We start from the raw sequence: 24,460 nt of genomic DNA, 5'->3' as shown, positions 1-24,460 counted from the left end.
CTATACCTAAACCCCCTAAACCGTCTTCACGTGCGCGCCATCCGGCTTCTTCTGCTGGTCATGATGCTGGCCTTCCTGCCTCTCCAAGGCTGGGAGGATGCGGTCGCGCACACCGTGTCGGAGGACGCCACGGCCAGGGCCGCCGAGGCCGAGTTCGCAGAGCGCGGCGACGCCGGCCACCCCATACCATCTTCGGAAGCCGCCGAGCCGTCGGAGCAGCCCGGCCCCGATCCTTTCGAGCAGCTGTTATCGCCCTCCCCGCTATATCCCGCGGCCTGTGCGGGTAGTTCCAGCCGGCCGCATTACACCGACGGGCCACGGCCCGGTCCCGACCTGCCACGCCTGCCGCGTCCTCCACGCGGCTGATCCCTCACCGTGAGCGGTGTGCGCGATCGCGTTCGGCGTCCTGGCAACAATGATCGTGGCCTAGTTCTCGCGCCAGCGTGAATTGTGCCCTCGATGCGGGTGCCGCCGGGCTGGTGGCCTCGCCCACGCGAACGGCACTACTTTCCGGTCATTCCAGTCATTCACCCATCGAAAGCGCATCGCGGCGCCTCAGTCCGTAAGCTGATGCCAGCGAGACCAATGCCCCGGCGCTGAGCGCGCTGGCACGGGTTCTCTGATATGGAATCATCAATGCAATCGATCCTGCTTCAACCAGGCATGCCAGCGTGGCGGGAAACGCTGGCACGCTGCCGCCATGACTGCCATCACACGCCAGGCTGGTACGTAGCAGCAGAGCGCAGTGAGCGCGGCAGTGCGGCTGCCGTCCATGTCACCGACGGATCCCGCGACTTGCTGGTTCCGCTCGTGTGCCGGCCGCTTACCAATGTCAGTTGGGACGCCACCTCGGCCTACGGTTACGGAGGACCGGTGGTGAGCCACGGCGCACCGGCCGGGTTCGCCGACGAGGCGCTTGGCGCCGCGCTGGCGTTGCTGCGCCGTGAAGGCTGCGTGTCGTGGTTTATCCGCATGCACCCATTGCTGAATGCGGACTGGCAGAGCCGCTTCGGGTTGGTGGTCGAGCAAGGGGCCACCGTCTCGATCGACCTCACGAAGAGCCCGGAGCGGCTGTGGCAGGAAACCCAGGCGCGCCACAAGCGCGGCATTAACCGCGCCCGCCGCGCTGGCGTCACCGCACGGCTAGATACTGACTTCGCCACGCTGCCGCGGTTTATCCGGCTCTACAACGAAACCATGACGCGGTTAAATGCGTCAGCGTATTACTTCTTCGACGCGCAATACTACCGGACCCTGGTGCGATCCCTCGGCAGCGACCTGTTGCTGTTCGTGGCCGAAGAGGACGACTGCGTCATCGGCGGGGCATTGTTCACCGTGTCACGCGAGTCGGGCATCATGCAATACCACCTCGCAGGCTGGGATTGGGAATACCGTCATCGCCAGCCGTCAAAGACGGTGATCCATGCCGCGCGCGAATGGGGCCGGCTTAACCGCATGAGCTGCCTGCACCTGGGCGGCGGATTGGGTTCGGCGAACGATTCTCTGCAGGAATTCAAGCTAGGTTTTTCGCCTGACACGCATGTGTACCGGACGCAGCGCGTGGTTGTGGATCCTGAGCGCTATGTGGCGCTGTCCGGCGGCGACGAATCCACGCTGGACGAACTGGACGGCTACTTCCCGGCGTACAGGCGCCCGGGGGGGCGTTTCGGGCCAGCGCTGCCGTCGACGCTTGTGGCGAGACCATCCCGCCAGGCGAAGCCTGAAGCAAGCGATGGCGGCAGGGGCAATGCAGATTGCCTAGTTGAGGAGGTGTGATTGTGAGGGGGCGTGATTGCCGGCTTCGGCGGGAAGCTGATCGCTGGCGCGGCGGAGCGTGATTACGCCGGCGACTTTGCCATACCGCGCCACCCGCCGATGCTTGCTGAAAGCCATTCGAAAGATCAGCCTGTCATCCTGCAACCGCTGGCACTCCCTCCCGGCACACGCGCCGGCACACACCAGCGCGTCTTAACGGCCGCGCCTTGCCCTGACGCAAGCGCGCGCCGTCTTATTCGCCAGGCCAATAGCAACCCTCATCCAGCCTGCGCCGACCACCACTTCCAATACGAACGGCATTGCGAGCAGATGCATCACATCATGATGTATTGAAGCAGCCCATTCTGTCAAAAAACCCCTTATTTAAAGGGTATATCGGTAAATACCCGTAAACAAAGACAAATGAAAGGCACCTGAAAGATCACCTCTTTAAGGTTCGATCCATCCGTCGGAAACCATGCCCACGGCATGCCGCGTTGCGCAGAGCCAGCGCACGTCCCGGCCTTGCATTTCATGAACTTTGAGGAGAATCGTTTTGCGCATACGCAGCCAAAAGGACTTTGCCTCCGGCCTGATGTTTATCCTGGTCGGTCTGGGCTTTTCCTGGGTCGCACGCGGCTATTCCATGGGAACGGCCGCAAAGATGGGACCCGGATATTTCCCCTTCCTGCTGGGCCTGGTGCTCGCCGTGCTGGGCGCGGTAGTGCTGCTCGGCTCGCTCTCGTCCAGGGGCGAGGAAGACCACCTTGCCCGCTGGGACCTGAAGACCCTGCTGTGGATCCTGGGTTCGGTAGTGCTGTTCGGCCTGCTGCTCAAGCCGCTCGGCATGGTGCTGTCCGTGTTCGTGCTGGTGCTGGTGTCGTCGATGGCGAGCCATGAATTCAGCTGGAAGGGCGCGTTGCTCAACGGCGTAGTGCTGGTGCTGATCAGCCTGGGTGCGTTCGTGTACGGCATCAACCTGCAGATGCCGGTGTGGCCGGCTTTCCTGGGCAGCTAAGGAGTCGCAAACCATGGAATTGTTTGACCATCTTGCGCTGGGCTTCTCCACGGCCCTGTCGCTGCAGAACCTGGCCTACGCCTTCCTCGGCTGCGTGCTGGGCACGCTGATCGGCGTGCTGCCTGGCCTGGGGCCGCTGGCTACCATCGCCATGCTGCTGCCGATCACCTACACGCTGCCGCCGGTGGCCGCGCTGATCATGCTGGCCGGCATCTACTACGGCGCCCAGTACGGCGGCTCGACCACCGCCATCCTGGTGAACCTGCCGGGCGAATCGTCGTCGGTGGTGACAACCATCGACGGCTACCAGATGGCAAGGCGGGGACGGGCGGGCGTGGCGCTGGCCACCGCCGGCCTGGGTTCGTTCTTCGCCGGCTGTGTGGCCACGCTGATCCTGGCCGCGTTTGCCACGCCGCTGTCGGAAATCGCGTTCAAGTTCGGTCCCGCCGAATACTTCTCGCTAATGGTGCTGGGCCTCATCGGCGCCGTGGTGCTGGCTTCCGGCTCGCTGCCCAAGGCGATCTCGATGATCGTGCTGGGCCTGCTGCTGGGCCTGATCGGAACCGACGTGAACTCGGGCGCCGCGCGCTTCTCGTTCGACGTGCCGGAGCTGACCGACGGCATCGACTTCGTGGCACTGGCCATGGGCATGTTCGGCTTCGCGGAAATCATCGCCAACCTGGAGCAGAAGGAAGCCCGCGAGACCTTCACCAACAAGGTCACAAACCTGTTCCCGACCAGGGACGACTTCAAGCGCATGATCCCCGCAGTGCTGCGCGGCACGGCGCTGGGTTCGGCGCTGGGCATCCTGCCTGGCGGCGGTGCGGCACTGGCATCGTTCGCGGCCTACTCGCTCGAGAAGAAGACCTCCAGGTTTGCGCACGAGTTCGGCAAAGGTGCGATCGAAGGCGTGGCGGGTCCGGAATCGGCCAACAATGCAGCGGCGCAGACTTCGTTCATCCCGCTGCTGACGCTGGGCATTCCGCCCAACGCGGTGATGGCGCTAATGGTGGGCGCGATGACCATCCACAATATCCAGCCCGGCCCGCAGGTGATGACCAGCAACCCGGCGCTGTTCTGGGGCCTGATCGCCTCGATGTGGATCGGCAACCTGATGCTGATCATCCTGAACCTGCCGATGATCGGTATCTGGGTCAAGCTGCTGACCGTGCCGTACCGCTTCCTGTACCCGGCGATCCTGACGTTCTGCTGCATCGGCGTCTACTCGGTCAACAACCAGACCTTCGACGTGTTCATGGCTGCGGGCTTCGGCATCATCGGCTACCTGTTCCTGAAGCTCAAGTGCGAGCCGGCGCCGCTGCTGCTGGGCTTCGTGCTGGGGCCGATGATGGAAGAGAACTTCCGCCGCTCGCTGCTGCTGTCGCGTGGTGACTTCACGGTGTTCGTGACGCGCCCGCTGTCGGTCGGCCTGCTGATCGCGGCTGCCGCGCTGGTGGCGGTGGTGGCCCTGCCGTCGATCAAGGCCAAGCGCGAAGAAGCGTTCCAGGAAGAATAGCGCCGCGCGTGCTGCCCCGGGAATGCGCCGTCGGAACGGTTCACCCCAGGCGGCGCATCACAACGCAAGCGTTCCGGGGTGCCTCTGTGCACCCCGTTTTTCTTTGGCTGGGCCGCACGGCCCGCCATCACGACAAGAGAGTGCCCGACTGCGGCAGCAGTCATGGGCTGCGCATGATGATCAGGATTCCCGCACCGTCGGGTGCGCCGACAGCGCCCATGAAACCGCCAACCCTTGACCGGTTTTTCTCACGTATCTACGTCCTCAAGCTCGTGCAGTCGAGTCCTTCGACGGTGCTGAGCCTGGTCGAACGCCTGCGCGAACGCGGCATCGACAAGAACATCCGCTCGCTGCGGCCGGTGCTGCGCAGCCTGATGATGGCGCGTGCCATTACCGCCGAGCTGGTCGAAGGCTGCGGCCGCGTGTACTGCATCACGGAGCGCGGGCGTGCCGAACTGGAGCAGTACATCTCGCACCTTGCGGTGCTGAAGGCGGAGCTGGCGCCGGACGAGGGCGAGCAGCCCTGAGCGTCATTCCCTGGTGAAGATCTCCAGGAAATGCTTGCTCGGGTCCTCGAAATAGATCCGGCGGCCGCCATCGTCGGTACTGACCTGTTCCGGCCGGCGGCGGTACGGGTCGGCCCAGTACATCAGGTTGCGCGCGCGGATGCGGGCAAAGCTCTGGTCGAACTCGGCGTCGCTCAGCAGGAAGGCGTAGTGCTGCAGGGCAACATCGCCTTCGGCGTCCATAAAGTCCAGCGTGACGCTGTTGTCGAGCCGGACGGCAAGAAATGGCCCGAACGGCACTGCCGCCGGACGACCCAGTATCTCGCAGAGGAAGTCGGCCGATACCTTCTTGTCATGGGAAAACACGATGGTGTGATTGAGCTGGATAGCCATGTCCGCAATCTCCCAAAGCTGTGTGGAGGGAGCAGCGCGTCATCATGGCACGGCGCATGCCACGGCGGACATGCGCGCCACGCGCGTCCCACGCCGATAGCGTACAGGTTTTGGCGGCTGAATGTCGCCCGCAATAAGCACAGGCCGGTCCAGTGGACCGGCCTGCGGCGCCTGCCCGCGCGCCTGGCTCGGGCAGGATCATGCTTGCTGCGTTATTGCGATACCAGCTCCAGGCCGGCCTGCGACTCGTCATCGCCGCGTGCCACCAGCACCTTGATCTTGTTCGGCACGGACGCGCCGACGCCGTCAGTCGGAATGGTGGTGATCAGCCAGTCGGCGTTGTTGGCCAGCGTCAGCGTGCCAGAATCAAAGATCACGGTCTTGGTGCCCGCCGTGGTAATACGCAGCCGATAGGTGCCGCCGTCCATGTCGACCGAATCGGACCCGGAGGCCGGCGATGCTTGCTTGTAGCCCACGTTGCTGAAGTTCGGGCCGACCGAATTGAGGTCGACCGCCGGCATGGTCAGGTAGAAATCGACGTTCTGCGCATTGAACGAAGCGTTCAGCGTGCGCACGCGCGCCTTGTGCGAGAACAGGCCCTTTTCGAACGGATCGTCGATCTGCAGCACCTCGGCGCCGGTCGCGCCTGGCAGTGCGACCACGGTGTACTTGTGGCCGGTGGCTGCCACGATGGTGGTGCGGCCGAGTTCGGTCTGCGTGCCGGCAGTGTTGAACGAGATCAGCTGGTTGCCGGTTTCGACGTTGAAGTAGGTCGAGACAAACTTGTACGGCTTGTTGGTGAAGCTGGTCAGCGCGCCGTTCTGCAGGATGTCGACGTTGGGGCCGCCGGTGACCGCATGGATTGCGCGGACGCTCGGCTTGCTCAGGCCGATGCGATCGTCGATACCGTCATCGCCGCCGCCGCAGGCGGACAGGATTGCCGTTGCGGCCAGCGCAAGGCCGAATATAAGACTGGACTTGGATCGGAACATGGGTCACCTCTTACCGTTGGACTCGAGACGAGCTGGCCCATGCCGCGCGGCGGGTGCGCCGGTAGCTGGCCAGTTGGCTTTCTGCATGGACTGCAGGCGCGGCGTACGCGCGTGCCGGGATGCAACTGCCGTGATGCAACGATAGGTATGAAGTGTGGTGCGAGACAGGCGCGCGCTTCCGAATTCCCTGTCGGAGGAATCCCACAAGACGCGGTGGCCACAATGCGTCCGAAATACGGCAAAGCGTGCCGGCTATAGGTTGGCGGCGGCCGGCCCGAAGCGCCGACTTGTGCGGGCCTGCGGCAACTACTGTGTAACCGGTTGTTGCAACCGGCGTGTCGACGCCATTGACCCCGTCATTAAGGCAAGGGTTTTGGCGCGATCGGGCTCATCGCTAAGGCAGTGACATCATGACCTGGTTGCGCCCGTTGCGCTTGGCCTGGTACAGCCCCGCATCGGCGACCTCCACCAGCCGGCTCGACGGCTCACCGGCCTGCGGCACCAGCAGCGCGCCGCCGATGCTGACGGTCACGCAATCGCTGGTGGGCGAGCCGCTGTGGGCGATGGCAAGGTCCTGCACCGCGCGCCGTACTTTCTCGGCCAGCAGCCGCACGCCGCCGGGCGAGGTGCCCGGCAGCACCATCGCGAACTCTTCGCCGCCGAAACGCGCGGGCAGGTCCGATGCCCGCGTGCAGTTGTCCCTGATCACCGCGGCCACGCGCCGCAGCACGTCGTCGCCGGCGACGTGGCCATAGGTATCGTTGTAGGCCTTGAAGGCGTCGACATCGATCATCAGCAGCGCCAGCTGCGTCTGCTCGCGCTGCGCTCGGCGCCATTCCGCGCCGAGGTATTCGTCGAAGTAGCGGCGGTTGGACAGCCCGGTGAGGCCGTCCGAGTTGGTCAGCCGCTGCAGTTCCAGGTTGGTCTCGAGCAGTTGCTGCTGGCTTTGCCGCAGCGCACGGTAGGCTTCGTCGCGCTGCAGCAGGTTCAGGTACGAGCGCGAGTGGTAGCGGATGCGCGCGACCAGCTCGATGCTGTCGGGCAGCTTGACCAGGTAGTCATTGGCGCCGGCGGCGAAAGCCGCGCTCTTCATCGAGGCCTCTTCCTTGGTCGACAGCACGATGATGGGGATATCGTGCGTGGCGGCGTTCTCGCGGTAATGGCGAACCAGCGTCAGGCCGTCGACGCCCGGCATGACCAGGTCCTGCAGGATCACCGTGGGCCGGGTGCGCTGCGCCACGGCAACGGCTTCGCCGGGCTGCGAGCAATAGTGGAAATCGATGTCGGGCTCGGTGGACAGCGCACGGCGCACCGCTTCGCCGACCATGGCCTGGTCGTCCACCAGCAGCACCATGACCTGGTAGTCCGATGCGTTAGAGGCGAGGGCAGGGTGTTGGGAGTTCATGCTGTAATCCTGGGGTGTTGCGCTCCCGGGCCGGGCCCGGGACGTGTTCTGGCAGTATGGCGGCGCTCACGGCAGTGGCGCGGCCAGGCCGGTGCGGCCGCACGCCTGCACCAGCCGTGGCGCGATGCGGCCCAGCGGCAGGATTTCGGCCGCCGCGCCAAGCGCCGCCGCCGCCTTGGGCATGCCGTACACGGCGCTGGTGGCGCGGTCCTGTGCGATCGTCAGGAAGCCGCGATCATGCATCGCCTTCAGGCCGAGCGCGCCGTCGCGGCCCATGCCGGTCAGCAGCACGCCGACCATGTCGCCGCGCCAGTGCTCGACCACGCTTTCAAAGAAAACATCGATGGAGGGCCGGTACAGGTAGTCGCACGGTTGTTCGGTATAGACCATGCGCGTCGGGCTTGCCAGGCGCAGGTGGTCGTTGGTGCCGGCCAGCAGCACCGTGCCGGCCTGCGGCGTGTCGCCGGCGCGGGCGATGCGCACCGGCAGCGCGCATTGTCCGTCGAGCCATTCGGCCATGCCGGCGGCGAAGGCCTCGTCGACGTGCTGCACGGCCACCACCGCCGCGCCGAAGTCGGCCGGCAGCGCGCCCAGCAGCGCCGCCAGCGCGGCCGGGCCGCCGGCGGAGGCGCCGATCGCCACCAGGCGGGGCGCGGCGACGGCGCGCGGCGCGGCTTGCAGCTTGTGCTGCGGGGCCACGCGGCCAGCCAGCAGCCGGCCGATATTGCGCATCTTGCGCAGCAGCGGGCCGGCGGCGAGCTGTGCATCGGCTTCCGTCAGCGTGGGCGTATCGACCGCGTCGATGGCGCCGTGGCCCATCGCCTCGAACACCTGCTCGGCATTGCGGCCGAGATCCATGGTGACCACCACGATCGCGCAGGGCGTGGCCGCCATGATCCGGCGCGTGGCTTCGACGCCGTCCATCACCGGCATCAGCAGGTCCATCAGGATCAGGTCCGGGGTGCGGGCCGCGGCCATCTGCACGGCTTGTTCGCCGTCGACGGCGACCCAGGCGAGCTCGAAGGCGGGGTCCAGCGCGATGGCCCGGCGCAGCGCGGCGACGGCGAGCGGGGAGTCGTTGACGATGCCGATTTTCATGAGCGTGCCTCGCCGATCAGGTCCTGCACCGCGTCGAGCAGCGCGGCGTCGTGGAAACTGCCCTTTGCCAGATAATAGTCCGCGCCCGCTTCCAGGCCGCGCTGGCGGTCCTGCTCGCGGTCCTTGTACGACACCACCATCACCGGCAGCTGGCGCAGCGCGGCGTCATGGCGGATCCTGCTCACCAGCTCGATGCCGTCCATGCGCGGCATGTCGATATCGGTGATGACCAGGTCGAAAGGCTCGGCGCGCAGCACGTTCCAGCCGTCCATGCCGTCGACCGCCACCGCGACATCGTAGCCGCGCCCGGCCAGCAGCTTGCGCTGCAGCTCGCGCACGGTGAGCGAGTCGTCGACCACCAGCACGCGCCGCGCGCGCGCTTGCACGCTGGCTTCGGCAGCGTGGCGCACGCCTTCGATGCGGCCTTCGGAGACCAGCTTCTCGACCGAGCGCAGCAGGTCTTCCACGTCGAGGATCAGTACCGGCGTGCCGTCGTCGGTCAGGCTGCCGGCGGCGATGTCCTTCACCTTGCCCAGCGCGGCGGGCAGGGGCTGCACCACCAGCAGCCGTTCGCCCAGCATGCGGTCGACCGCAATGCCGTAGGTGCGCTCGCCCTCGCCGACGATGATCACCTGCACGTCGTCGCGCTCGTGCGCAATGCTCTCCGGCCGCTGCATTACCTGCGCCGCGCTGACCAGGCCGATGGCACGGCCCTCGTGGCGGAAATGCTGGTGGCCTTCGGTCTGCTCGATCTGCGCGCGTCCGACCGCGGCGGCGCGCAGCACATGCCCGAGCGGGAAGGCATAGGCCTCGCCCGCGACCTCCACCAGCAGCGTGCGCACCACCGACAGCGTCAGCGGCAGCTCGAGGTGGAAGTGCAGGCCCTGCCCGGGCTGCTGCGTCAGGCGCAGGCTGCCGCGCACGCGCCGCACCATCTCCTGCACCGCATCCAGGCCCACGCCGCGGCCGGACACTTCCGACACCGTGTCGCGCATGCTGAAGCCGGGCAGCAGCAGGAAATCGAGCAGCTCCGCCTGCGACAGCCGCACCGCGGTCTCTTCCGAAGCAAGGTTGCGCCGCACGATCGCGCGCCGCAATGCGTCCAGGTGGACGCCGGCGCCGTCGTCGAAGATCTCGATCACCAGCCGGCCGGCGTTGTGGCGGGCCTGCAGCGTGACCCGGCCTTCGGCGGGCTTGCCCTGGGCCTGGCGCACCGCGGGCGGCTCGATGCCGTGGTCCACCGCGTTGCGCAGCAAGTGGGCGAGCGGGGCGTCGAGCGCTTCCAGGATGTCGCGGTCGACCTGCGTGCCCGCGCCGACCAGCTCCAGGTGCACGGACTTGCCGAGCGCACGGCCCAGGTCCCGGACCATGCGCGCGTAGCCGGTCAGCCCATCCGCGAGGGGGCGCATGCGCGAGCCCAGCGCGCTGTCGTAGAGCCGGCGCGCAAGGCGCGTGGCGCGGTGGTCGTACTGGTCGAATTCATCGGCCCGCCGCGACAGCTCGCCATGCCCGTCTTCGAGCAGCTGGCGCAATCCGGCCAGCGCCACGCGCGCGCCGGCGTTGTCCGCGAGGGTGTCCTGCAGCGCGTCCTGCAGCGCATCGGCTGCGCGCAGCGCGCGCGCCTGCTGGCGCCTGGCCTTCTGCAGCGCCTGGCCGAATGGCCGCAGCCAGTGCGACTCGACCATGGCCTCGCCGGAGAGTGCCAGCAGCTGGTCGAGGGCATCGGCGTTGACGCGCAGCATGCGCTCCTGCGGCTCGCCGGGGGCGACTGGCTGTGGCCCCGTTGCCTGCGGCTGCGGGATGGGTGCGGCTGGCGCTGGTGGTATGGCGGGCCCATCGTCTGCCGGCACTGTCCACGGCGCGGCTTGCGGGGCTGCAACGGGCGGCAGGGCCAGGCCGCCATCCAGCGTGCCCAGCCGCTGCACCACCGCATCGATCCCGGCGCGGCCGGCGCCGTCGGCCCAGCCCGGATCGCCGCCGGGCGGATGGCCGATGCGCAGCAGCAGGTCGGTGCCCTGCAGCAGCGCGTCGATATGCGCGGCCGTCAGCGGCATGCCGCCCTGCGCGGCGACCAGGCAGTCTTCCATGGCGTGCGCCATGCGCACGCCGGCGTCGAGCCCGACGATGCGCGCCGCGCCCTTGAGCGAATGCGCCGCGCGCATGCACGCCTCCAGGTGCTCGGCGGCGGCCGGGTTGCGCTCCAGCGCCAGCAGCCCGGCGTTGAGGATTTCGGCCTGCGATTCGGCCTCGAGCGCGAACAGCTCGAGCAGCGAGGCGTCGCGCAACTGTTCGGGGTTCATGCCAGGCTCCGTGCCAGTGCCTGGCGCAGCAGGGCCGCGTCGAGCAGGCCGACGCTGCGGCCATGGTCCAGGAATAGCGCCTGCGTGTAGCGCGCCGACGCGCGGCCCAGCGTGGCCGGCAGCGGCTGCAGCGCGGGTCCGGATACGCGCACCACGCCGAAAACCTCGGCCACCGGCAGCGCGAGCGCGGCGCGGCCCTGGCCGAGGATCAGGAAGCGGCTGCCCGCTGCCTCGCCGGCATCGCCGGCCTCGCCAGTGCCGAACAGCCGTGCCAGCGACAGGCACACCAGCAGGTTGCCGCGCACGGCCGCCAGGCCCAGCACCGCGGCATCGCGTCGGTGCGGCAGCGAATGCACCGGACACGGCGCGGTGACTTCGCCCAGTGCCGCGGTCGGCAGCGCCAGCCATTCTTCGCCGATGCGGAATACCAGGCACGACAGCGCGGTGCCGTGCCCGGCGTACGGGTCGTCCGCTTCTCCGCCCATGGCTGCCGCATCGGGCAGCGCATCGGCGTTCTGGTCGAGCAGGTCTGGCAGGTCGAGCTGCTGCGCATCCAGCAGCATGGCCGCGGCTTGCGCGTAGGTCGGGCAGTTGCGGCAGTGCGCGTGCTCGGCCAGCGCCGGGCAGGAGCCGTCGCCGCGCACGCCGATGCGGCGCCAGCAATCGTCCACTGCGACGGTGGCCGCGCAGGTTCCGCGGAAAATGCCTTGCGGTTCAGCCATGGTGCTTGCGGGTGTGGCGTTGCGCGCGCTGGCGCAGGCGCATGGCGCCGTCGTGGTCGCCTTCGGTGTCGAGCAGCGCGGCCAGGTGGTACAGGCTCTCCTGGTGCGCCGGGTCCAGGTACAGCGCCTTGCGGTAGGCGGCGTGCGCCTGCGCGGTGCGGCCGGCGGCGTCGTGCAGCACGCCCTGCATGCACCAGGCGCCGGCGGCGCCCGCATCGGTGCCGATGCGGTCGAGCAGTGCCTGGCAGGCGGCGCCAGCGGCCTCGAGTTCGCCACGGTCGGCCATGCCGGCGATACGGGCCAGTTCGCTGGCGTGCGCATGGCCGGGCATGACGGTAGCAGCAGGCGTGCCGGGCGCGGGCGCTGGCCGCACGACGGGCCTGGCCGGCACCGGCGAGCGCGGCAGGCGCGGCGGCGCAGCCATCCTTGCCCCCTGCGGCGGGTGCGCGATGGCGGCCGGTGTGGCGCGCGGCGAGGGTTTGCGGAAGGCAAAGGTCAGCGGCAGGCCGACCGGCACCATCCCCTGCGCGCTCAGCAGGCTGGCCTCGGCCGGGCCGACGAAAAGCAGGCCGTCGGCCATCGTCAGCCGCGCCAGCGTCTGCACCGCGCGCCGCTGGTCGGGCGCAGCGAAATAGATCAGCAGGTTGCGGCAGAAGACGAAGTCATAGGGCGGCTCGCCGGCGAGCAGGTCGGGATCGACCAGGTTGCCCTGCAGCAGCCGCACCTGCGCACGCACACGCGGGTCCAGCGCGTAGCCGGCGGGGCCGGCGGTGAAATAGCGGTCGCGGAAGTCGAGCGGGCCACTGCGGAAGGCGTTGGCGCCGTACTCGCCCTGGCGCGCGCGCGCCAGCGCCCGGGCGCTGATGTCGACGGCGTCGATGCAAAAGCGCGCCGCCGGCACGCCGGCATCGAGCAGGGCCATGGCGATCGAATAGGGCTCTTCGCCGGTGGAGCAGGGCAGGCTCAGCACGCGCAGCGCGCGCGTGCCGTCGGCAAAGGCGCGCTCGGCGGCAAAGCGGCCCAGCGCCAGTAGTGCCTCGCGATGCCGGAAGAACCAGGTCTCGGGCACCACCACCGCCTCGATCAGCGCCTGGAACTCGCCGGCGGTGCCGTGCAGCAGGTTCCAGTACGCCTGCGTATCCGCTGCCTGCACTGCGTGGCTGCGCTCGCGCACCGCGCGTTCCACCGCGCCGCTGCCGATGGCATCGGCGTCCAGGCCGATGCGGGCCTTGAGCAGGGCCTCGATGTGTGTGGCAGTGCTCATGCGGGGTCTCCGGACGTGTCGGCGAACAGCATCGCATGGATTTCGTCTGGCAGCAGGGCGTCGATGCGCACCCACTGCACCAGGCCGCGCGCGTCATGGCGCACCGGCCCCAGGTAGCGCGGGCTGGCGCCCGCTATGCCGCTATCGACAAAGGATTCGGCCGGGCAGCGCAGCATCTGCGTGGCGGACTCAAGCCGCAGGCCGAGCAGCCGAGGCGCGGCGGTGCCGCGATGGCGGTAGTGGACCAGCACCGTGCGCGTGCTGGTGCGCAGCGCCGCCGGCACGCCGGTCGCCAGCGCCGGCAGGTCGATCACCGGCACCGGCTGGCCGCGGCGCTCCATCATGCCGGCCACCCAGGCGGGTGCGCCGGGCACCTGCTTCAGGCGCGTCAGCGGCAGCACCTCGGCGACCTCGGCCGCATCCAGGGCGTAGTGGTCGGCGCCAAGACGGAACAGCAGGAAGAGCTTCATGGTTGCGAGGCGGAAGGCTGGGCGGGCCAATACGGGCCAATACAGGCCGATTCGGGCCGATAAGGTCCAGTAAGGGGCCGCCTAGACCTTGAAGCGCGAGACGCCGCTGCGCAGGTCGTTGGCGACCAGCGTCAGTTCGTCGATGGCCTGGCCCGACTGGCGCAGCGATTCGACCGTCTGCTGGGCGGCTTCCGACAGTTGCATCAGCGCCTGGTTGATCTGCTCGGCGCCGCCGGCCTGCGCCTGCATGCCCTCGCTGACCATGACCACGCGCGGCGCCAGCGATTGCACCTGGGCGATGATCTGAGACAGCTGGTCGCCCACCTGCGTCACCTCCGACATGCCGCGGCGCACTTCTTCCGAGAACTTGTCCATGCCCATCACGCCCGCGGCAACGGCCGACTGGATCTCGCGCACCATCTGCTCGATATCGTAGGTGGCCACCGCAGTCTGGTCGGCCAGGCGGCGGATCTCGGTGGCCACCACCGAGAAGCCGCGGCCGTACTCGCCGGCCTTCTCGGCTTCGATCGCGGCATTGAGCGACAGCAGGTTGGTCTGGTCGGCCACCTTGGCAATGGTGGTCACCACCTGGTTGATATTGCCGGCCTTCTCGTTCAACGTGGCGAGCTTGCCGTTGACCGAGCCGGCGGCTTCCATCACGTGCTGCATGGTGCCTTCCATGCGCGACAGGCCCACCTGCCCGGTGCCGGCCAGCCCGGCCGCCTGCTCGGCGGCGCTGGACACCTCATGGATGGTGCGCACCAGGTCGCGCGCGGTGGCCGAGATCTCGCGCGAGGTGGCGCCGATCTGCGTGGTGGTGGCGGCGGTCTCGGTGGCGGTGGCCTGCTGCTGGCGCGCGGTGGCGGCGATCTCGTTGACCGAGGTGGTGACCTGGATCGCGGTGCGCTGCGCCTGGCCCACCAGCGAGGTCAGCTCGCCGGTCATCTGGTTGAAGCCTTCCTCGACCTCGTGGAACTCATCCTTGCGGCGCAGCGCCATGCGCTGGCGCAGGTCGCCGCCGCGGATGCCGGCGAGCAGGCCGACGATCGACTGCATCGGCACGGTGATCGCGCGCAGCAGCAGGTAGCCGCACACCACGGCCACCACCAGCGCGACGATCAACGCGGCCTCGATGCTGATCTTGGCGGTGTTGACGGCATCGTCGATGCCGCGCGCGGCGCGTGCATTGACCGCGCTGTTGTCGTCGACCAGGTGCTGGGCCGCCTTGCGCGCGGCGATCCAGCGATCATGCGCGGGGCCGCGCAGCGCCGCGACCGCGGCCGCGCCGTTCCAGTCGCCGGCCTGGGCCAGCACCTGCGCGGCCTGTTCATACTGGGCGCGCAGGTCGCGGTAGGCCTGGAACGCGACGCGGTCCTCGCTGCGCGTGATCGTGCCCTCGTACTGCTGCTCCAGCTTGTCCAGGCGCGCGGCCGCGTCCTTGCCCTGTTCCTGGAAACCGCGGCGCTCGGCGTCGTTCGAGGCATTGATGGTCTGCCAGGCAAGCACGTAGCGCTCGCCCCAGACGCCGCGGATACCGGTGCTGTAGTTCAGCCCCGGCAGGGCGTCATGCAGCATCAGCGCGGTCTCGCGCTCGATCGCGTTCATCCGCATATAGGCGACCACGCCCATCAGGGCCATGACCAGCAGGATCATGGAAAAGCTGGCCAGGATGCGGGTACGGATGGTCCAAGCGTTCACGGTGAAGGTCCCGGTAATGTTCTTGTTCAGGGAGGAGCAGGGCGACGGAGCGCAATGTTACCGGGGGCGGCCGTTGCCCGCATCGCCGCGTCCAGGGCCGCTTTCCGGCTGCGCGGCTGCCGGCACGGCCCTGGTGCGCGGTAGGGTACTGTATGCCGCAAGCCGATTCAACGCGCAACCGCGCGACGGGCTCGCCAGCGTTGCGCCGCCGCATTGGGGTTACGGCAGCCGGCGGGAACTTCTTGATTTTTTCCAAGTTTTCGTCACACTTGCTAAATTGCTTGCGGGTAACAATGTCGACAATTACAGATGGGGCAGGGATGGTGGCCAAGTCCGGGGCGAAGGCGGCTGGCGCCTCGCCAGGCTCGGATCTCGATCCGCTGACCGGCGTTGACAATCGCCAGGGGTTTCTGAAGCGGCTGGAGGCGCGCCTGCAGGCTGAGGCGGTGCCCCGCTGCGCATTGCTGCTGATCGGCATCGATGATTTCCGTGCCTTCAATGATATGCACGGGCATGCCGAGGGCGACGTCATCCTGCAGCGGGTGGCCCGGCGCCTGCGCGATGCTTCGCCGCGCGATGCCGCCATCGGCCGCGTCGGCAGCGACGAGTTCGGCGTGCTGCTGCCTTCCATTTCCGATCCCACGCTGGTCCGGCATGTCGGCGCGGCGATCCTGTCAATGCTGTCTTCCCCGCATGAGCACGCCGGGCGCCGCCACCATGTGCTGGCCAGCATCGGCGCGTGCGTGATTCCCGCTGCCGGCGAGCTGGGTTCAGACGTACTCGCCGCCGCCAGCCTGGCGCTGGCCCGTGCCAAGCACGACGGCGGCCGCACCATCCGCTTCTTCAAGCCGCAGATGCGCTCGGACGTGACCGCGCGCCTGTCGCTGGTCCAGGCCCTGCACGAAGCCTACGCGCAGCGCCAGTTCGAGCTGCTGTACCAGCCCCAGGTCGACCTGCGCGACGGCCGAATCCGCGGCGCCGAGGCGCTGATGCGCTGGCGGCATCCGACCCGCGGGCTGATCGTGCCGGCACTGTTCATCGACGCGCTGGCTGCCAGCAGCATTGCCAGCGACGTCGGCATGTGGCTGCTGCAGACCACGTGCGCGCAGGCGCGCGCGTGGTCGCTGGCGTTTTCGCAGCCGCCGCGCGTCGCCATCAACCTGTTTGCGGCGCAGCTGTCCGAAAGCCGCCTTCTGACCGAGGTGCGCCACGTGTTGCGCGCGCTGGAGCTGGCGCCGGATTGCCTGGAGATCGAGATCACCGAGACCATCGCGCTGCAGCAGGGCGACGAGGTCTCGGACCAGCTGCAGGCGCTGCGCCGCGACGGCGTGACGCTGACCTGCGATGATTTCGGCACCGGCTATGCGTCGCTGAGCTTCCTCAAGTCGTTCCCGGTCGACCGGCTCAAGATCGACCAGTCCTTTATCCGCAATGTCACCCAGGATCCGGTCGACGCCGCGATCGTGCGTTCGGTGATCAACGTGGGCAAGAGCCTGCGCATCGGCGTGGTTGCAGAGGGCGTCGAGACCCCGGAGCAGCGCGACTTCCTGCTGGCCCACGACTGCTACGAGGCGCAAGGCTACCTGTATGGGCGGCCGATGCCGGCCGACCGGCTGACCGAACTGCTGCGCGAGCAGCAAGGCCGCTGAAACCGCCGCCGGCCGGCCGGCGCGCGCCGGCTCCGGCAATACCGGCAAAACCGGCAATAGTTGTTTCTACCTTTGACGCCCGGTGTGCCGCCGCGCATCGCCCGCCGCCCGCCTTCCCGCCCGCCGCCTGCCTCGCGCCTCGTTTCCCGGCGGGCCACCATGCCACATGGTGAAATACGCGCTTACAAAGTCCGCCGCATGGGCCATGTTGCCAGGCTTCCCGGCAATGTATGGTGCCAATAGGATGGCGCGTTGCCATTGGCTTCGCCGATCGGTTCCGACCGGCTGCCCGCGCCGCATCCCGGAGCGTCTCGTCCCGACCTGAAATCATGTCCGAATCCGTCCAATCTGGTGGTTCCCGCCCGCTCGCCGGCCCGCGCACCCGGCTTGCCCTGACTGCGCTCGCCGCCGCCTCGGCCCTTGCGGTGGCGGCTGCTGCACTGGCCCAGGTGCCGCCACCCGGCCAGTCCTACCTGGACGCGCCCATCGTCGACGCCCCGGTTGCGCAGGCCGACCCGTCCGCCCGCATCGCCACGCTTACCGCGGTCGACGGCAACCTGAGCTTCGCGCCGGCCGGCTCGGACCAGTGGGCCGCCACCGGCCTCAACCGCCCGGTCACTACCGGCGACCGGCTGTGGATGGACGCCGGCGGCCGCGCCGAGCTGCACGCCGGCAACGTTGCCATGCGCATGGGCGGCGCGACCGCGGCCAGCATCCTGAACCTGGACGACGACACCACCCAGGTCAAGCTGACGCAGGGCACGATGCAGGTGCGCGTGCGTGCGCTGCCGCAGGACCAGACCGTCGAGATCGATACCCCCAACCTGGCCTTCGTTCCGCGCGAGCCGGGCGACTACCGGCTCGACGTGGCGCCGGACGGCAGCACCACCACGGTGACGATGCGGCATGGCAGCGCCGTGGTCTACGGCGATAGCCGCTCGATCGAGCTGCAGCGCGGCGATCGCATGCGCTTTGCCGGCACCGACCTGGTCGATGCCGGCGGCGGCCCGATTGCCGAGGACAGCTTCGACCGCTGGACCGCGGCCCGCGACGCCCGCGAAGACGCGTCGCTGTCGGCGCGCTACCTGCCGCGCGAAATGCCGGGCTACGCGGCGCTGGACGACTACGGCGACTGGCAGGAAGAACCCGCCTACGGCGCGGTCTGGTTCCCGCGCGTCGTCAGCGCCGGCTGGGCACCCTACAGCGTCGGCCACTGGGCATGGATCGCGCCGTGGGGCTGGACCTGGATCGACGATGCCCCATGGGGCTTCGCCCCGTCGCACTACGGGCGCTGGGCCTTCGTGGGCACGCGCTGGGGCTGGGTGCCGGGCCCGCGGGTGCGGCCGTGCTACTCGCCGGCCGTGGTGGCCTTTGTCGGCGGTGGCGGCGGCGGGCACGGCTGGAGCAGCGTGCAAGTGGGCGGGGGCCCCGGCGTGGCGTGGTACCCGCTCGGTCCGCGCGATGCCTACCGGCCGGCGTACCGCGCCAGTCCCAGCTATGTCGCGCGCATCAACCGCGTCACCGTCAACAACATTGTGATGGGCGACCGCGGGCGGCCCGTGCCGTATGCCAACCGCAACGTGCCTGGCGCCATCACCGGCATGCCGGCGCGCAATTTCGTCGAGGGTCGCCCGGTGCGCGGCATGCACCGCGCCGAATGGCGCAACCTGCCGGCCGGCGAGGCACGCGGCGGCCCGCCGGTGGCGCCGGTCAAGAACAGCCTGGTCGGCGCCGCGCCGGTGCGGCAGCTGCCGCCGCAGGCGCGCCCGGTCTTCGAGCGCCAGGCGATCGCGGCGCACCCGCCGGGACGGCCGGCCACCGATGACCTGGCCCGACGCTTCGCCCGCGAGGGCGGTGTCGTCCCCGGGGCGGGCCCGGCATGGCGCGGCAGCCCCGAGCCACGGCCGGGACGCCCCGGGCGCCCGGGACGCGAGGCGCAGCCCATGCCGGACGTGCGCATGAGCCAGGCCGCCCTGGCCGCGCGCGAGCAGCAGCCGCGCGCCGGCCGCCCGGACCCGGCCCAGGGGCCGGACGGCTGGCGCGGCAATGGCCGTGGGCAGAGCGCGCGTCCCGACGACGGGCGCGGCTTTGCCGGCCAGCCTGATGCGCAACGCCAGGCGCAGGCCATGCAGCGCGAACAGCAGCAGGCGCGCGAACTGCAGCGGCAGCAGCAGGAAGCGATGGAGCGGCGCCAGCAGGAGCAGCAGCGCGGGCAGCAACGGCAGTGGGCGGACGGGCAGGATCGCCCCGATCCGGCGCGTCAGTCGCAGGAAATGCAGCGCCAGCGCTTCGAGCAGCAACGCCAGATGCAGGAGGCGCAGCAGCGCCAGGCCCAGGACGCCCAGCAGCGCCAGATGCAGGAAGGCCGCCAGCGCCAGCAGATGGAGCAGCAACGTCAGGCCCAGGACGCGCAGCGCCAGCAGATGGAGCAGCAACGCCAGGCGCATGACGCCCAGCGCCAGCAGATGGAACAGCAGCGCCAGGCCGCCGAGCAGCAGCGCCAGCAGGTGGAGCGCCAGCGCCAGATGGCCGACCAGCAGCGGCAGGGGCAGGAGATGCAGCGCCAGCGCTTCGAGCAGCAACGTCAGATGCAGGAGGCCCAGCAGCGCCAGGCGCAGGAAGCCCAGCAGCGGCAGGCACAGGCCGCCCAGCGTCAGCAGATGGAACAGCAGCGCCAGATGCAGGAACAGCACCGGCAGGCGCAGGAACAACAGCGGCAGATGCAGGAGCAGCAACGTCAGCAGGCCATGCAGCGCCAGCAGGCTGAGCAGCAGCAACGCGCCGCGCAGGCGCAGCAGCGGCAGGCGCAGGAGCAGCAGCGGGCCATGCAGGAGCAGCAGCGCCACCAGCAGGAACAGCAGCGGCAAATGCAGGACCGCCAGCGCCAGCAGATGGAGCAGCAGCGCCAGCAACAGCAACAGCAACAGCAGCAGCGCGCCCAGCACGACCGTGGGCAGATGGAGGCACGTAACCGCGACGGTGACCGGCCCCAGTAGCGGCGATGCCCCCGATGGGCCGGCGCGCCGTGCTAGCATGAACGCCAGCCCAGCAGCGCCCCCATCGCCCCATGACGACCCTCTACGCGACACTAGGCGTGCAAGCCGACGCCACCCTTGACGAGATCAAGCTGGCGTACCGGCGCGCCGCAATGAAATGGCACCCGGACCGCAACCTCGGCCGCGAGGCCGAGGCGCACGCGGCCTTCCAGGAAATCCGCGACGCCTACGCGATCCTGTCCGACGCCGAACAGCGCCAGATCTACGACGAAGTGTTCGAGCGCGAGATGCGCCGCTGGCAGGCGGAGCAGGAAGCACACGAAGAGCAGGAACGCGCCGCGCAGCGCGAGGCCCAGCGCGCGGCGCAGGAACAGTACGAGAAGATGGTCACCATCGCCATGCGCTTTGCCGATGACGGGCACAACCGCGATGTCCTGTTTGGCGTGCTGCTCGGCCGCGATTGCGAGGCGGAGCTGGCGGCCCGCATCGCCGACAGCGTTTCGGCCTTGCAGGCATCGCGGCAGGCAAGCGCGGCTGCCGCGCAGGCGCCGGAACCCGAGGCAGCGGCGGCGTCAGGGCACGATGCCCCGGAGCGCCACAGGCGCCATCCCGGCGCCTTCGATTCGTTCTGGCACGGCCTGTTCGGCGTTCGCTCGTAGCGGCGCGCCGACCTCCGGCTGAGACGCGTCGGATCCTGTCGGTTGCCGCCAACAGAAAAAAGCCCCACAGGCGCGTGGCCTGCAGGGCTTTTCGGCGTGGATGGCCAACTCATTTGGCCAGCGCATTTGGCCAGCTCATCTGGCCACCTTACTTGGCCAGCTCCGACAGCCGCACCTGCGAGATCTTGCCGTTCTGTACCCAGCCCACCACGGTATCGGCCATCGAGCCGCCCTTGGCGTCGATGCCGTCGACTTCGTTGGGATTGACCTCCCTGGCCAGTCCCTTCACCGCGTCCGGCATCTTTGCGCGGATCGCCGCGGCATCGCTGGTGGTGCCCGCCAGCTTCATGGCGCCGGCCAGCGCATAGACCATGGTGTAGTTCAGCGACATCTCGGTGGTCGCATCGCGGCCGTCATGCAGCTTCTTGTACTTGGCATTGAACGCCTGCGCCGCCGGGCGGTTGTCGTTGACCAGCGGCAGCACGCCGATCGAGCCTTCCAGCATCGACAGCCCGTTGGTGACCTTGGCCATCTCGTCCATCTTGGCCTGGTCCATCACGATAAAGCCGCCCTTGAAACCCAGTTCGCGCGCCTGCTTGACCACAAGCGCGGTCGGCTCGGACGGTCCGCCGACGAACATCACGTCCGGCTTCTCGCTGATGGCGCGCGACACGCCGCTGTAGAAGTCGGTGGCCTTGGTGTACGACATCGGGTTGTTGGCCACCACCTTGCCGCCGGCCGATTCCCAGGCCGGCACGAAGGCCTGCACCCAGGCCTTGGCATAGTCGTGATCCGCCGGCGTCAGCGCCACGTTCTTGCCATAGCGCTTCATCTGCGCCTTGATGAACGGCTCGATATAGCCGGTATAGGCCGGGGGGATGCGGATGGTCAGCTTGTTGCCGGCATCGGTGATGCGCGGCACGCTGGAATAGGCCATCACCAGGAATTTCTCCTGCTCGTTGAAGGCCTGCAGCGCAAAGATGCCGCCCGAGTGCGGCACGAAGATTGCCGCGGTCTTGTGCTGCTGCACCAGCCGGCGGCCGTTGATGGCGGCTTCAGCGGGCGAGTACTTGTCGTCCAGCGCCACCACTTCCAGCTTGACCTTCTTGCCCTTGACCTCCAGCCCGGCGGTGTTGATTTCATCCACCGCCATCTGCACGCCCGACAGCACGTTCTTGCCATACAGCGCGGCGCCGCCGGACAGCGGGCCGGTATAGCCGATCTTGACGACTTCCTGCGCCAGCGCGGCGCCCGAAGCCATTATGGCGGTCATGGCGGCCACGGCGGTGGCGGCCAGCGGGAAGATACGGCGGATGATGTTGCTTTGCATGGTGATGTCTCCTGAAAGTACTGCATCTATTCGATCTGCCATCTCTGGCCGACCGCTTGTTTTCTCCCCTCTCCCGCTTGCGTCCCGCTTGCGGGAGAGGGGCAGGGGGAGAGGACAGGCCGTGGTTATGCCAACGCATGCACTTCGTCTGACACGCCGGCCCTCTCCCCAACCCTCTCCCGCAAGCGGGAGAGGGAGCAAAACCTACCCGCCGATATACGCCTTCCGAATCCCCTCATCCCTCAGCAACGTATCCCTGTCCCCCTCCATCACGATCTTCCCGCTCTCGATCACATACGCGCGATGCGCAATTCCCAGCGCCGCATAGGCGTTCTGCTCCGCCAGCAGCACCGTGGTGCCCGCCCGGTTGATGCGCTGGATGATCTCGAACATCTGCTTGACCACCAGCGGCGCCAGCCCGAGCGACGGCTCGTCCAGCAGCAGTGCGCGCGGCCGGCTCATCAGCGCGCGGCCCAGCGCCACCATCTGCTGCTGCCCGCCGGACAGCGACCCCGCGGGATCGTCCTTCTTCTGCCGCAGGATGGGGAAGAGTTCATAGACTTCCTCCAGCGTCTTGCGAATCCCCGCGCCGTCGCGCCGATGCACATACGCACCCAGCACCAGGTTCTTTTCCACGCTCATCGCGGGAAAGAGCTTGCGTCCTTCCGGGCAATGCACCAGCCCCGCCTGCACGATCTGCGACGGCTTCATGCCCGACAGCTCGCGTCCGTCGAAGCGCATGCTGCCGCCGCTGATGCGGTGGATCGCGCTCATCGCCAGGAAGATCGAACTCTTGCCGGCACCGTTGGCGCCCAGCAGCACCACCAGCTCGCCGGCGCCGGCGTGCAGCGTGATGTTGTCCAGCGCACGGAAGCTGCCGTACGACAGCGAGACGCGTTCAAGCTGCAACATGGTCGGCTCCCAGGTAGGCCTCGATGACATGCGGATCCTGCTGGATCTGCGCGGGCGTGCCTTCGGCGATCTTCTCGCCGTAGTTCAGCACCATGATCTTGTCGGCCAGCCGCATGATCATGTCCATCTTGTGTTCGATCAGGCAGACGGTCTTGCCATGGCGCACCATCTTGCGGATCAGCTCGGCCAGGCCGACGGTTTCTTCCGGATTGACGCCGCCCGCCGGCTCGTCGAGCAGCAGCAGCTCCGGGTCGGTCGCCAGCGCCAGCGCAAACGCCACGCGCTTGCGCGCTTCCTGCGTGATATCGGCGGCGACTTCATGCGCGAGGTGCGACAGGCCGACAAAATCGAGCGCGGCTTCGGCCTTGTCGCGGCACAGGCGCTCTTCCTCGCGCAGCCGGCGCGTGTTGAACAGCACGTCGCCCAGCCCGGCGCGCGTGCGCAGCCGGTGGCCGACGATCAGGTTATCCAGCACCGTGGCGCGGTCGAACAGCGCGGTCGCCTGGAAGGTGCGCGCCACGCCGAGGCGCGCGATCTGGTCGGCGCGCAGGCCGGCCACGTCCTGCCCCTTGAACAGGATCTGCCCGGAGGAGGGCGCGTGCGTGCCCGCGACCAGGTTGAAGAAGGTGGTCTTGCCGGCGCCGTTGGGGCCGATGATGGCATTGATGTGGCCCTGCTCGAAGGTCACCGAGACATCGTGCACCGCGGTCAGGCCGCCGAATTTCTTGGTCAGGTTGCGGATCTCAAGCATGGTCGGCTCCGGCGCGGGTGGTCGGGACAGATGCGATGTTGCCGGCGGCAGCGGGCTGTGCCTGCTTGCCGCGGCGTGCGGCGGCGGCATTGCGCGCCTGCTTCTTCAGCCAGGAACCCACGATGCCGTCCGGCACGAAGATAATCAGCAGGATCAGCACCGGGCCGAACACCAGCATGCGGTAGTCCTGCATGAACTGCAGCGACTGCGTGATCCACGGCACCAATACCGCGCCCAGCAGCGGCCCGAACAGGGTGCCGATGCCGCCCACCAGCATCGACATCACCATGTCGAAGGTCAGGTCGGTGCGGGCGATGTCCGGACCCAGGAAGCGCACCTGGCCGGCGTACAGCGCGCCGGCAAAACCGGCGTAGCCCACCGACAGCACGAACGACAGCACCTTGGTGCGCATCAGGTTGATGCCCAGGGCTTCGGCCAGCGCATCGCTGTTGCGCACGGCCATGAAGCTGCGGCCCAGCAGCGAAGTGACGATCCGGTGCATCAGGAACGTACCCACGGCCAGGAAGAACAGCACCAGGTAGTACTGCGCCTGCACGCTGTCGAACGCGAGCGGTCCGATCGCCGCCGGCACCGGGATGCCGATCAGCCCCACGGTGCCGTGCGTCAGGCTTTCCCATTTCTCGATCACCAGGTAGATGATGTAGCCGATGCACATGGTGAAGATCGAGAAGTAATGGCCCTTCAGCCGCAGCGACACCACGCCGACCACGTAGCCCAGCACCATGCAGACCACGCCGGCCAGCACGAAGGCGAGCCAGAACGGCACCTGGTGATCGACGGTCAGGATGCCCAGCGTGTAGGCGCCGATGGCCATGAAGCCGCCGTGCGCCAGGTTGAGCTGGCCGGTGTAGCCGGTGATCAGGTTGAGCCCGAGCGTGGCGATGGCGTAGATGAAGGCCAGCGTCATCACGGTCAGGTAGTAGCTGTTGGGCGTGACCAGCGGGAACGCGATGGCGAGAGCCAGCAGCAGCATCCAGCCGGTCTTTCCTTGCAGTGCTTTCATGT

The 24,460-nt window shown here is 68.4% G+C and carries 21 protein-coding genes; 8 read left to right on the top strand and 13 right to left on the bottom strand.

What is annotated here, in order from left to right:
- Nucleotides 1-636 precede the first annotated feature (636 nt).
- The 5 genes from E1J61_RS20240 to E1J61_RS20220 all read left to right on the top strand — a co-directional run bounded on the left by E1J61_RS20240 (nt 637) and on the right by E1J61_RS20220 (nt 4,816).
- Complete coding sequence (locus tag E1J61_RS20240) at nt 637-1,776, top strand: GNAT family N-acetyltransferase (RefSeq protein ID WP_133095804.1); 1,140 nt, start codon at nt 637-639, stop codon at nt 1,774-1,776.
- A 12-nt stretch (nt 1,777-1,788) separates the two neighbouring features.
- Entirely contained in the window at nt 1,789-2,109 is a 321-nt protein-coding gene (locus E1J61_RS20235) for a hypothetical protein (protein WP_133095803.1), read from the top strand.
- 202 nt (nt 2,110-2,311) lie between these two features.
- Nucleotides 2,312-2,773 carry a tripartite tricarboxylate transporter TctB family protein gene (locus tag E1J61_RS20230; RefSeq protein ID WP_133095802.1) on the top strand — a complete coding sequence of 154 codons (462 nt, stop codon included), beginning with the start codon at nt 2,312-2,314 and terminating at the stop codon, nt 2,771-2,773.
- A 13-nt stretch (nt 2,774-2,786) separates the two neighbouring features.
- A complete protein-coding gene (locus E1J61_RS20225) occupies nt 2,787-4,289 on the top strand; it encodes a tripartite tricarboxylate transporter permease (protein WP_133095801.1) in 1,503 nt (500 codons plus the stop codon).
- Between the two features lie 218 nt (nt 4,290-4,507).
- Complete coding sequence (locus E1J61_RS20220) at nt 4,508-4,816, top strand: helix-turn-helix transcriptional regulator (RefSeq protein WP_133095800.1); 309 nt, start codon at nt 4,508-4,510, stop codon at nt 4,814-4,816.
- Nucleotides 4,817-4,819: 3 nt separating this feature from the next.
- Here the strand turns inward: E1J61_RS20220 and E1J61_RS20215 are convergent, their stop codons facing one another.
- The 9 genes from E1J61_RS20215 to E1J61_RS20175 all read right to left on the bottom strand — a co-directional run bounded on the left by E1J61_RS20215 (nt 4,820) and on the right by E1J61_RS20175 (nt 15,137).
- Nucleotides 4,820-5,188: a VOC family protein gene (locus E1J61_RS20215; RefSeq protein ID WP_133095799.1), complete on the bottom strand. Its 369-nt coding sequence runs from the start codon at nt 5,186-5,188 to the stop codon at nt 4,820-4,822.
- A 212-nt stretch (nt 5,189-5,400) separates the two neighbouring features.
- The gene (locus E1J61_RS20210; protein ID WP_133095798.1) at nt 5,401-6,180 is read right to left on the bottom strand and encodes a DUF4397 domain-containing protein; all 780 of its coding nucleotides are present in this window, start codon (nt 6,178-6,180) and stop codon (nt 5,401-5,403) included.
- Between the two features lie 394 nt (nt 6,181-6,574).
- Nucleotides 6,575-7,585, bottom strand: coding sequence for a PleD family two-component system response regulator (locus E1J61_RS20205; RefSeq protein WP_133095797.1), 1,011 nt, complete (start codon nt 7,583-7,585; stop codon nt 6,575-6,577).
- 66 nt (nt 7,586-7,651) lie between these two features.
- Nucleotides 7,652-8,683 (bottom strand): chemotaxis response regulator protein-glutamate methylesterase, encoded by a 1,032-nt coding sequence (locus tag E1J61_RS20200; protein WP_133095796.1) that lies wholly within the window; start codon nt 8,681-8,683, stop codon nt 7,652-7,654.
- Nucleotides 8,680-10,983 carry a hybrid sensor histidine kinase/response regulator gene (locus E1J61_RS20195; protein WP_133095795.1) on the bottom strand — a complete coding sequence of 768 codons (2,304 nt, stop codon included), beginning with the start codon at nt 10,981-10,983 and terminating at the stop codon, nt 8,680-8,682. Before E1J61_RS20195 ends, E1J61_RS20200 begins: the two co-directional genes overlap by 4 nt.
- Nucleotides 10,980-11,705 carry a chemotaxis protein CheW gene (locus E1J61_RS20190; RefSeq protein ID WP_133095794.1) on the bottom strand — a complete coding sequence of 242 codons (726 nt, stop codon included), beginning with the start codon at nt 11,703-11,705 and terminating at the stop codon, nt 10,980-10,982. The genes E1J61_RS20195 and E1J61_RS20190 overlap by 4 nt, the downstream gene beginning before the upstream one ends.
- Nucleotides 11,698-12,969, bottom strand: a complete 1,272-nt coding sequence (locus E1J61_RS20185) for a protein-glutamate O-methyltransferase CheR (RefSeq protein WP_133095793.1) — start codon at nt 12,967-12,969, stop codon at nt 11,698-11,700. The genes E1J61_RS20190 and E1J61_RS20185 overlap by 8 nt, the downstream gene beginning before the upstream one ends.
- The gene (locus E1J61_RS20180) at nt 12,966-13,439 is read right to left on the bottom strand and encodes a chemotaxis protein CheW (protein ID WP_133095792.1); all 474 of its coding nucleotides are present in this window, start codon (nt 13,437-13,439) and stop codon (nt 12,966-12,968) included. Before E1J61_RS20180 ends, E1J61_RS20185 begins: the two co-directional genes overlap by 4 nt.
- Nucleotides 13,440-13,520: 81 nt before the next feature.
- A complete protein-coding gene (locus E1J61_RS20175) occupies nt 13,521-15,137 on the bottom strand; it encodes a methyl-accepting chemotaxis protein (RefSeq protein ID WP_133095791.1) in 1,617 nt (538 codons plus the stop codon).
- Nucleotides 15,138-15,457: 320 nt separating this feature from the next.
- Here E1J61_RS20175 and E1J61_RS20170 point away from each other — a divergent pair, with 320 nt between their 5' ends.
- The 3 genes from E1J61_RS20170 to E1J61_RS20160 all read left to right on the top strand — a co-directional run bounded on the left by E1J61_RS20170 (nt 15,458) and on the right by E1J61_RS20160 (nt 20,441).
- Entirely contained in the window at nt 15,458-16,786 is a 1,329-nt protein-coding gene (locus E1J61_RS20170) for a bifunctional diguanylate cyclase/phosphodiesterase (RefSeq protein WP_133095790.1), read from the top strand.
- Nucleotides 16,787-17,115: 329 nt separating this feature from the next.
- A complete protein-coding gene (locus E1J61_RS20165; protein WP_133095789.1) occupies nt 17,116-19,782 on the top strand; it encodes a DUF6600 domain-containing protein in 2,667 nt (888 codons plus the stop codon).
- A gap of 71 nt (nt 19,783-19,853) precedes the next feature.
- The gene (locus E1J61_RS20160) at nt 19,854-20,441 is read left to right on the top strand and encodes a J domain-containing protein (protein WP_133095788.1); all 588 of its coding nucleotides are present in this window, start codon (nt 19,854-19,856) and stop codon (nt 20,439-20,441) included.
- 148 nt (nt 20,442-20,589) lie between these two features.
- Here the strand turns inward: E1J61_RS20160 and E1J61_RS20155 are convergent, their stop codons facing one another.
- The 4 genes from E1J61_RS20155 to E1J61_RS20140 form a co-directional block, all read right to left on the bottom strand.
- Nucleotides 20,590-21,771, bottom strand: coding sequence for an ABC transporter substrate-binding protein (locus E1J61_RS20155; RefSeq protein WP_133095787.1), 1,182 nt, complete (start codon nt 21,769-21,771; stop codon nt 20,590-20,592).
- 204 nt (nt 21,772-21,975) lie between these two features.
- Nucleotides 21,976-22,683 (bottom strand): ABC transporter ATP-binding protein, encoded by a 708-nt coding sequence (locus E1J61_RS20150; protein ID WP_133095786.1) that lies wholly within the window; start codon nt 22,681-22,683, stop codon nt 21,976-21,978.
- Nucleotides 22,670-23,434, bottom strand: coding sequence for an ABC transporter ATP-binding protein (locus tag E1J61_RS20145; protein ID WP_133095785.1), 765 nt, complete (start codon nt 23,432-23,434; stop codon nt 22,670-22,672). Before E1J61_RS20145 ends, E1J61_RS20150 begins: the two co-directional genes overlap by 14 nt.
- Nucleotides 23,427-24,458, bottom strand: a complete 1,032-nt coding sequence (locus E1J61_RS20140; RefSeq protein WP_133095784.1) for a branched-chain amino acid ABC transporter permease — start codon at nt 24,456-24,458, stop codon at nt 23,427-23,429. The genes E1J61_RS20145 and E1J61_RS20140 overlap by 8 nt, the downstream gene beginning before the upstream one ends.
- Between the last annotated feature and the right edge of the window lie 2 nt (nt 24,459-24,460).

Source organism: Cupriavidus sp. L7L (assembly GCF_004353535.1).
Lineage (GTDB): Bacteria > Pseudomonadota > Gammaproteobacteria > Burkholderiales > Burkholderiaceae > Cupriavidus > Cupriavidus oxalaticus_A.
Note: the sequence above shows the minus strand (reverse complement) of the source record. Positions and strands in the feature narration are given on the sequence as shown.

Coding starts and splice junctions, on each gene's coding strand:
- E1J61_RS20240 (WP_133095804.1), top strand. CDS start 637: ATGCAATCGATCCTGCTTCAACCAGGCATGCCAGCGTGGCGGGAAACG.
- E1J61_RS20225 (WP_133095801.1), top strand. CDS start 2,787: ATGGAATTGTTTGACCATCTTGCGCTGGGCTTCTCCACGGCCCTGTCG.
- E1J61_RS20220 (WP_133095800.1), top strand. CDS start 4,508: ATGAAACCGCCAACCCTTGACCGGTTTTTCTCACGTATCTACGTCCTC.
- E1J61_RS20215 (WP_133095799.1), bottom strand. CDS start 5,188: ATGGCTATCCAGCTCAATCACACCATCGTGTTTTCCCATGACAAGAAG.
- E1J61_RS20210 (WP_133095798.1), bottom strand. CDS start 6,180: ATGTTCCGATCCAAGTCCAGTCTTATATTCGGCCTTGCGCTGGCCGCA.
- E1J61_RS20205 (WP_133095797.1), bottom strand. CDS start 7,585: ATGAACTCCCAACACCCTGCCCTCGCCTCTAACGCATCGGACTACCAG.
- E1J61_RS20200 (WP_133095796.1), bottom strand. CDS start 8,683: ATGAAAATCGGCATCGTCAACGACTCCCCGCTCGCCGTCGCCGCGCTG.
- E1J61_RS20195 (WP_133095795.1), bottom strand. CDS start 10,983: ATGAACCCCGAACAGTTGCGCGACGCCTCGCTGCTCGAGCTGTTCGCG.
- E1J61_RS20190 (WP_133095794.1), bottom strand. CDS start 11,705: ATGGCTGAACCGCAAGGCATTTTCCGCGGAACCTGCGCGGCCACCGTC.
- E1J61_RS20185 (WP_133095793.1), bottom strand. CDS start 12,969: ATGAGCACTGCCACACACATCGAGGCCCTGCTCAAGGCCCGCATCGGC.
- E1J61_RS20180 (WP_133095792.1), bottom strand. CDS start 13,439: ATGAAGCTCTTCCTGCTGTTCCGTCTTGGCGCCGACCACTACGCCCTG.
- E1J61_RS20170 (WP_133095790.1), top strand. CDS start 15,458: ATGGTGGCCAAGTCCGGGGCGAAGGCGGCTGGCGCCTCGCCAGGCTCG.
- E1J61_RS20165 (WP_133095789.1), top strand. CDS start 17,116: ATGTCCGAATCCGTCCAATCTGGTGGTTCCCGCCCGCTCGCCGGCCCG.
- E1J61_RS20160 (WP_133095788.1), top strand. CDS start 19,854: ATGACGACCCTCTACGCGACACTAGGCGTGCAAGCCGACGCCACCCTT.
- E1J61_RS20155 (WP_133095787.1), bottom strand. CDS start 21,771: ATGCAAAGCAACATCATCCGCCGTATCTTCCCGCTGGCCGCCACCGCC.
- E1J61_RS20150 (WP_133095786.1), bottom strand. CDS start 22,683: ATGTTGCAGCTTGAACGCGTCTCGCTGTCGTACGGCAGCTTCCGTGCG.
- E1J61_RS20145 (WP_133095785.1), bottom strand. CDS start 23,434: ATGCTTGAGATCCGCAACCTGACCAAGAAATTCGGCGGCCTGACCGCG.
- E1J61_RS20140 (WP_133095784.1), bottom strand. CDS start 24,458: ATGAAAGCACTGCAAGGAAAGACCGGCTGGATGCTGCTGCTGGCTCTC.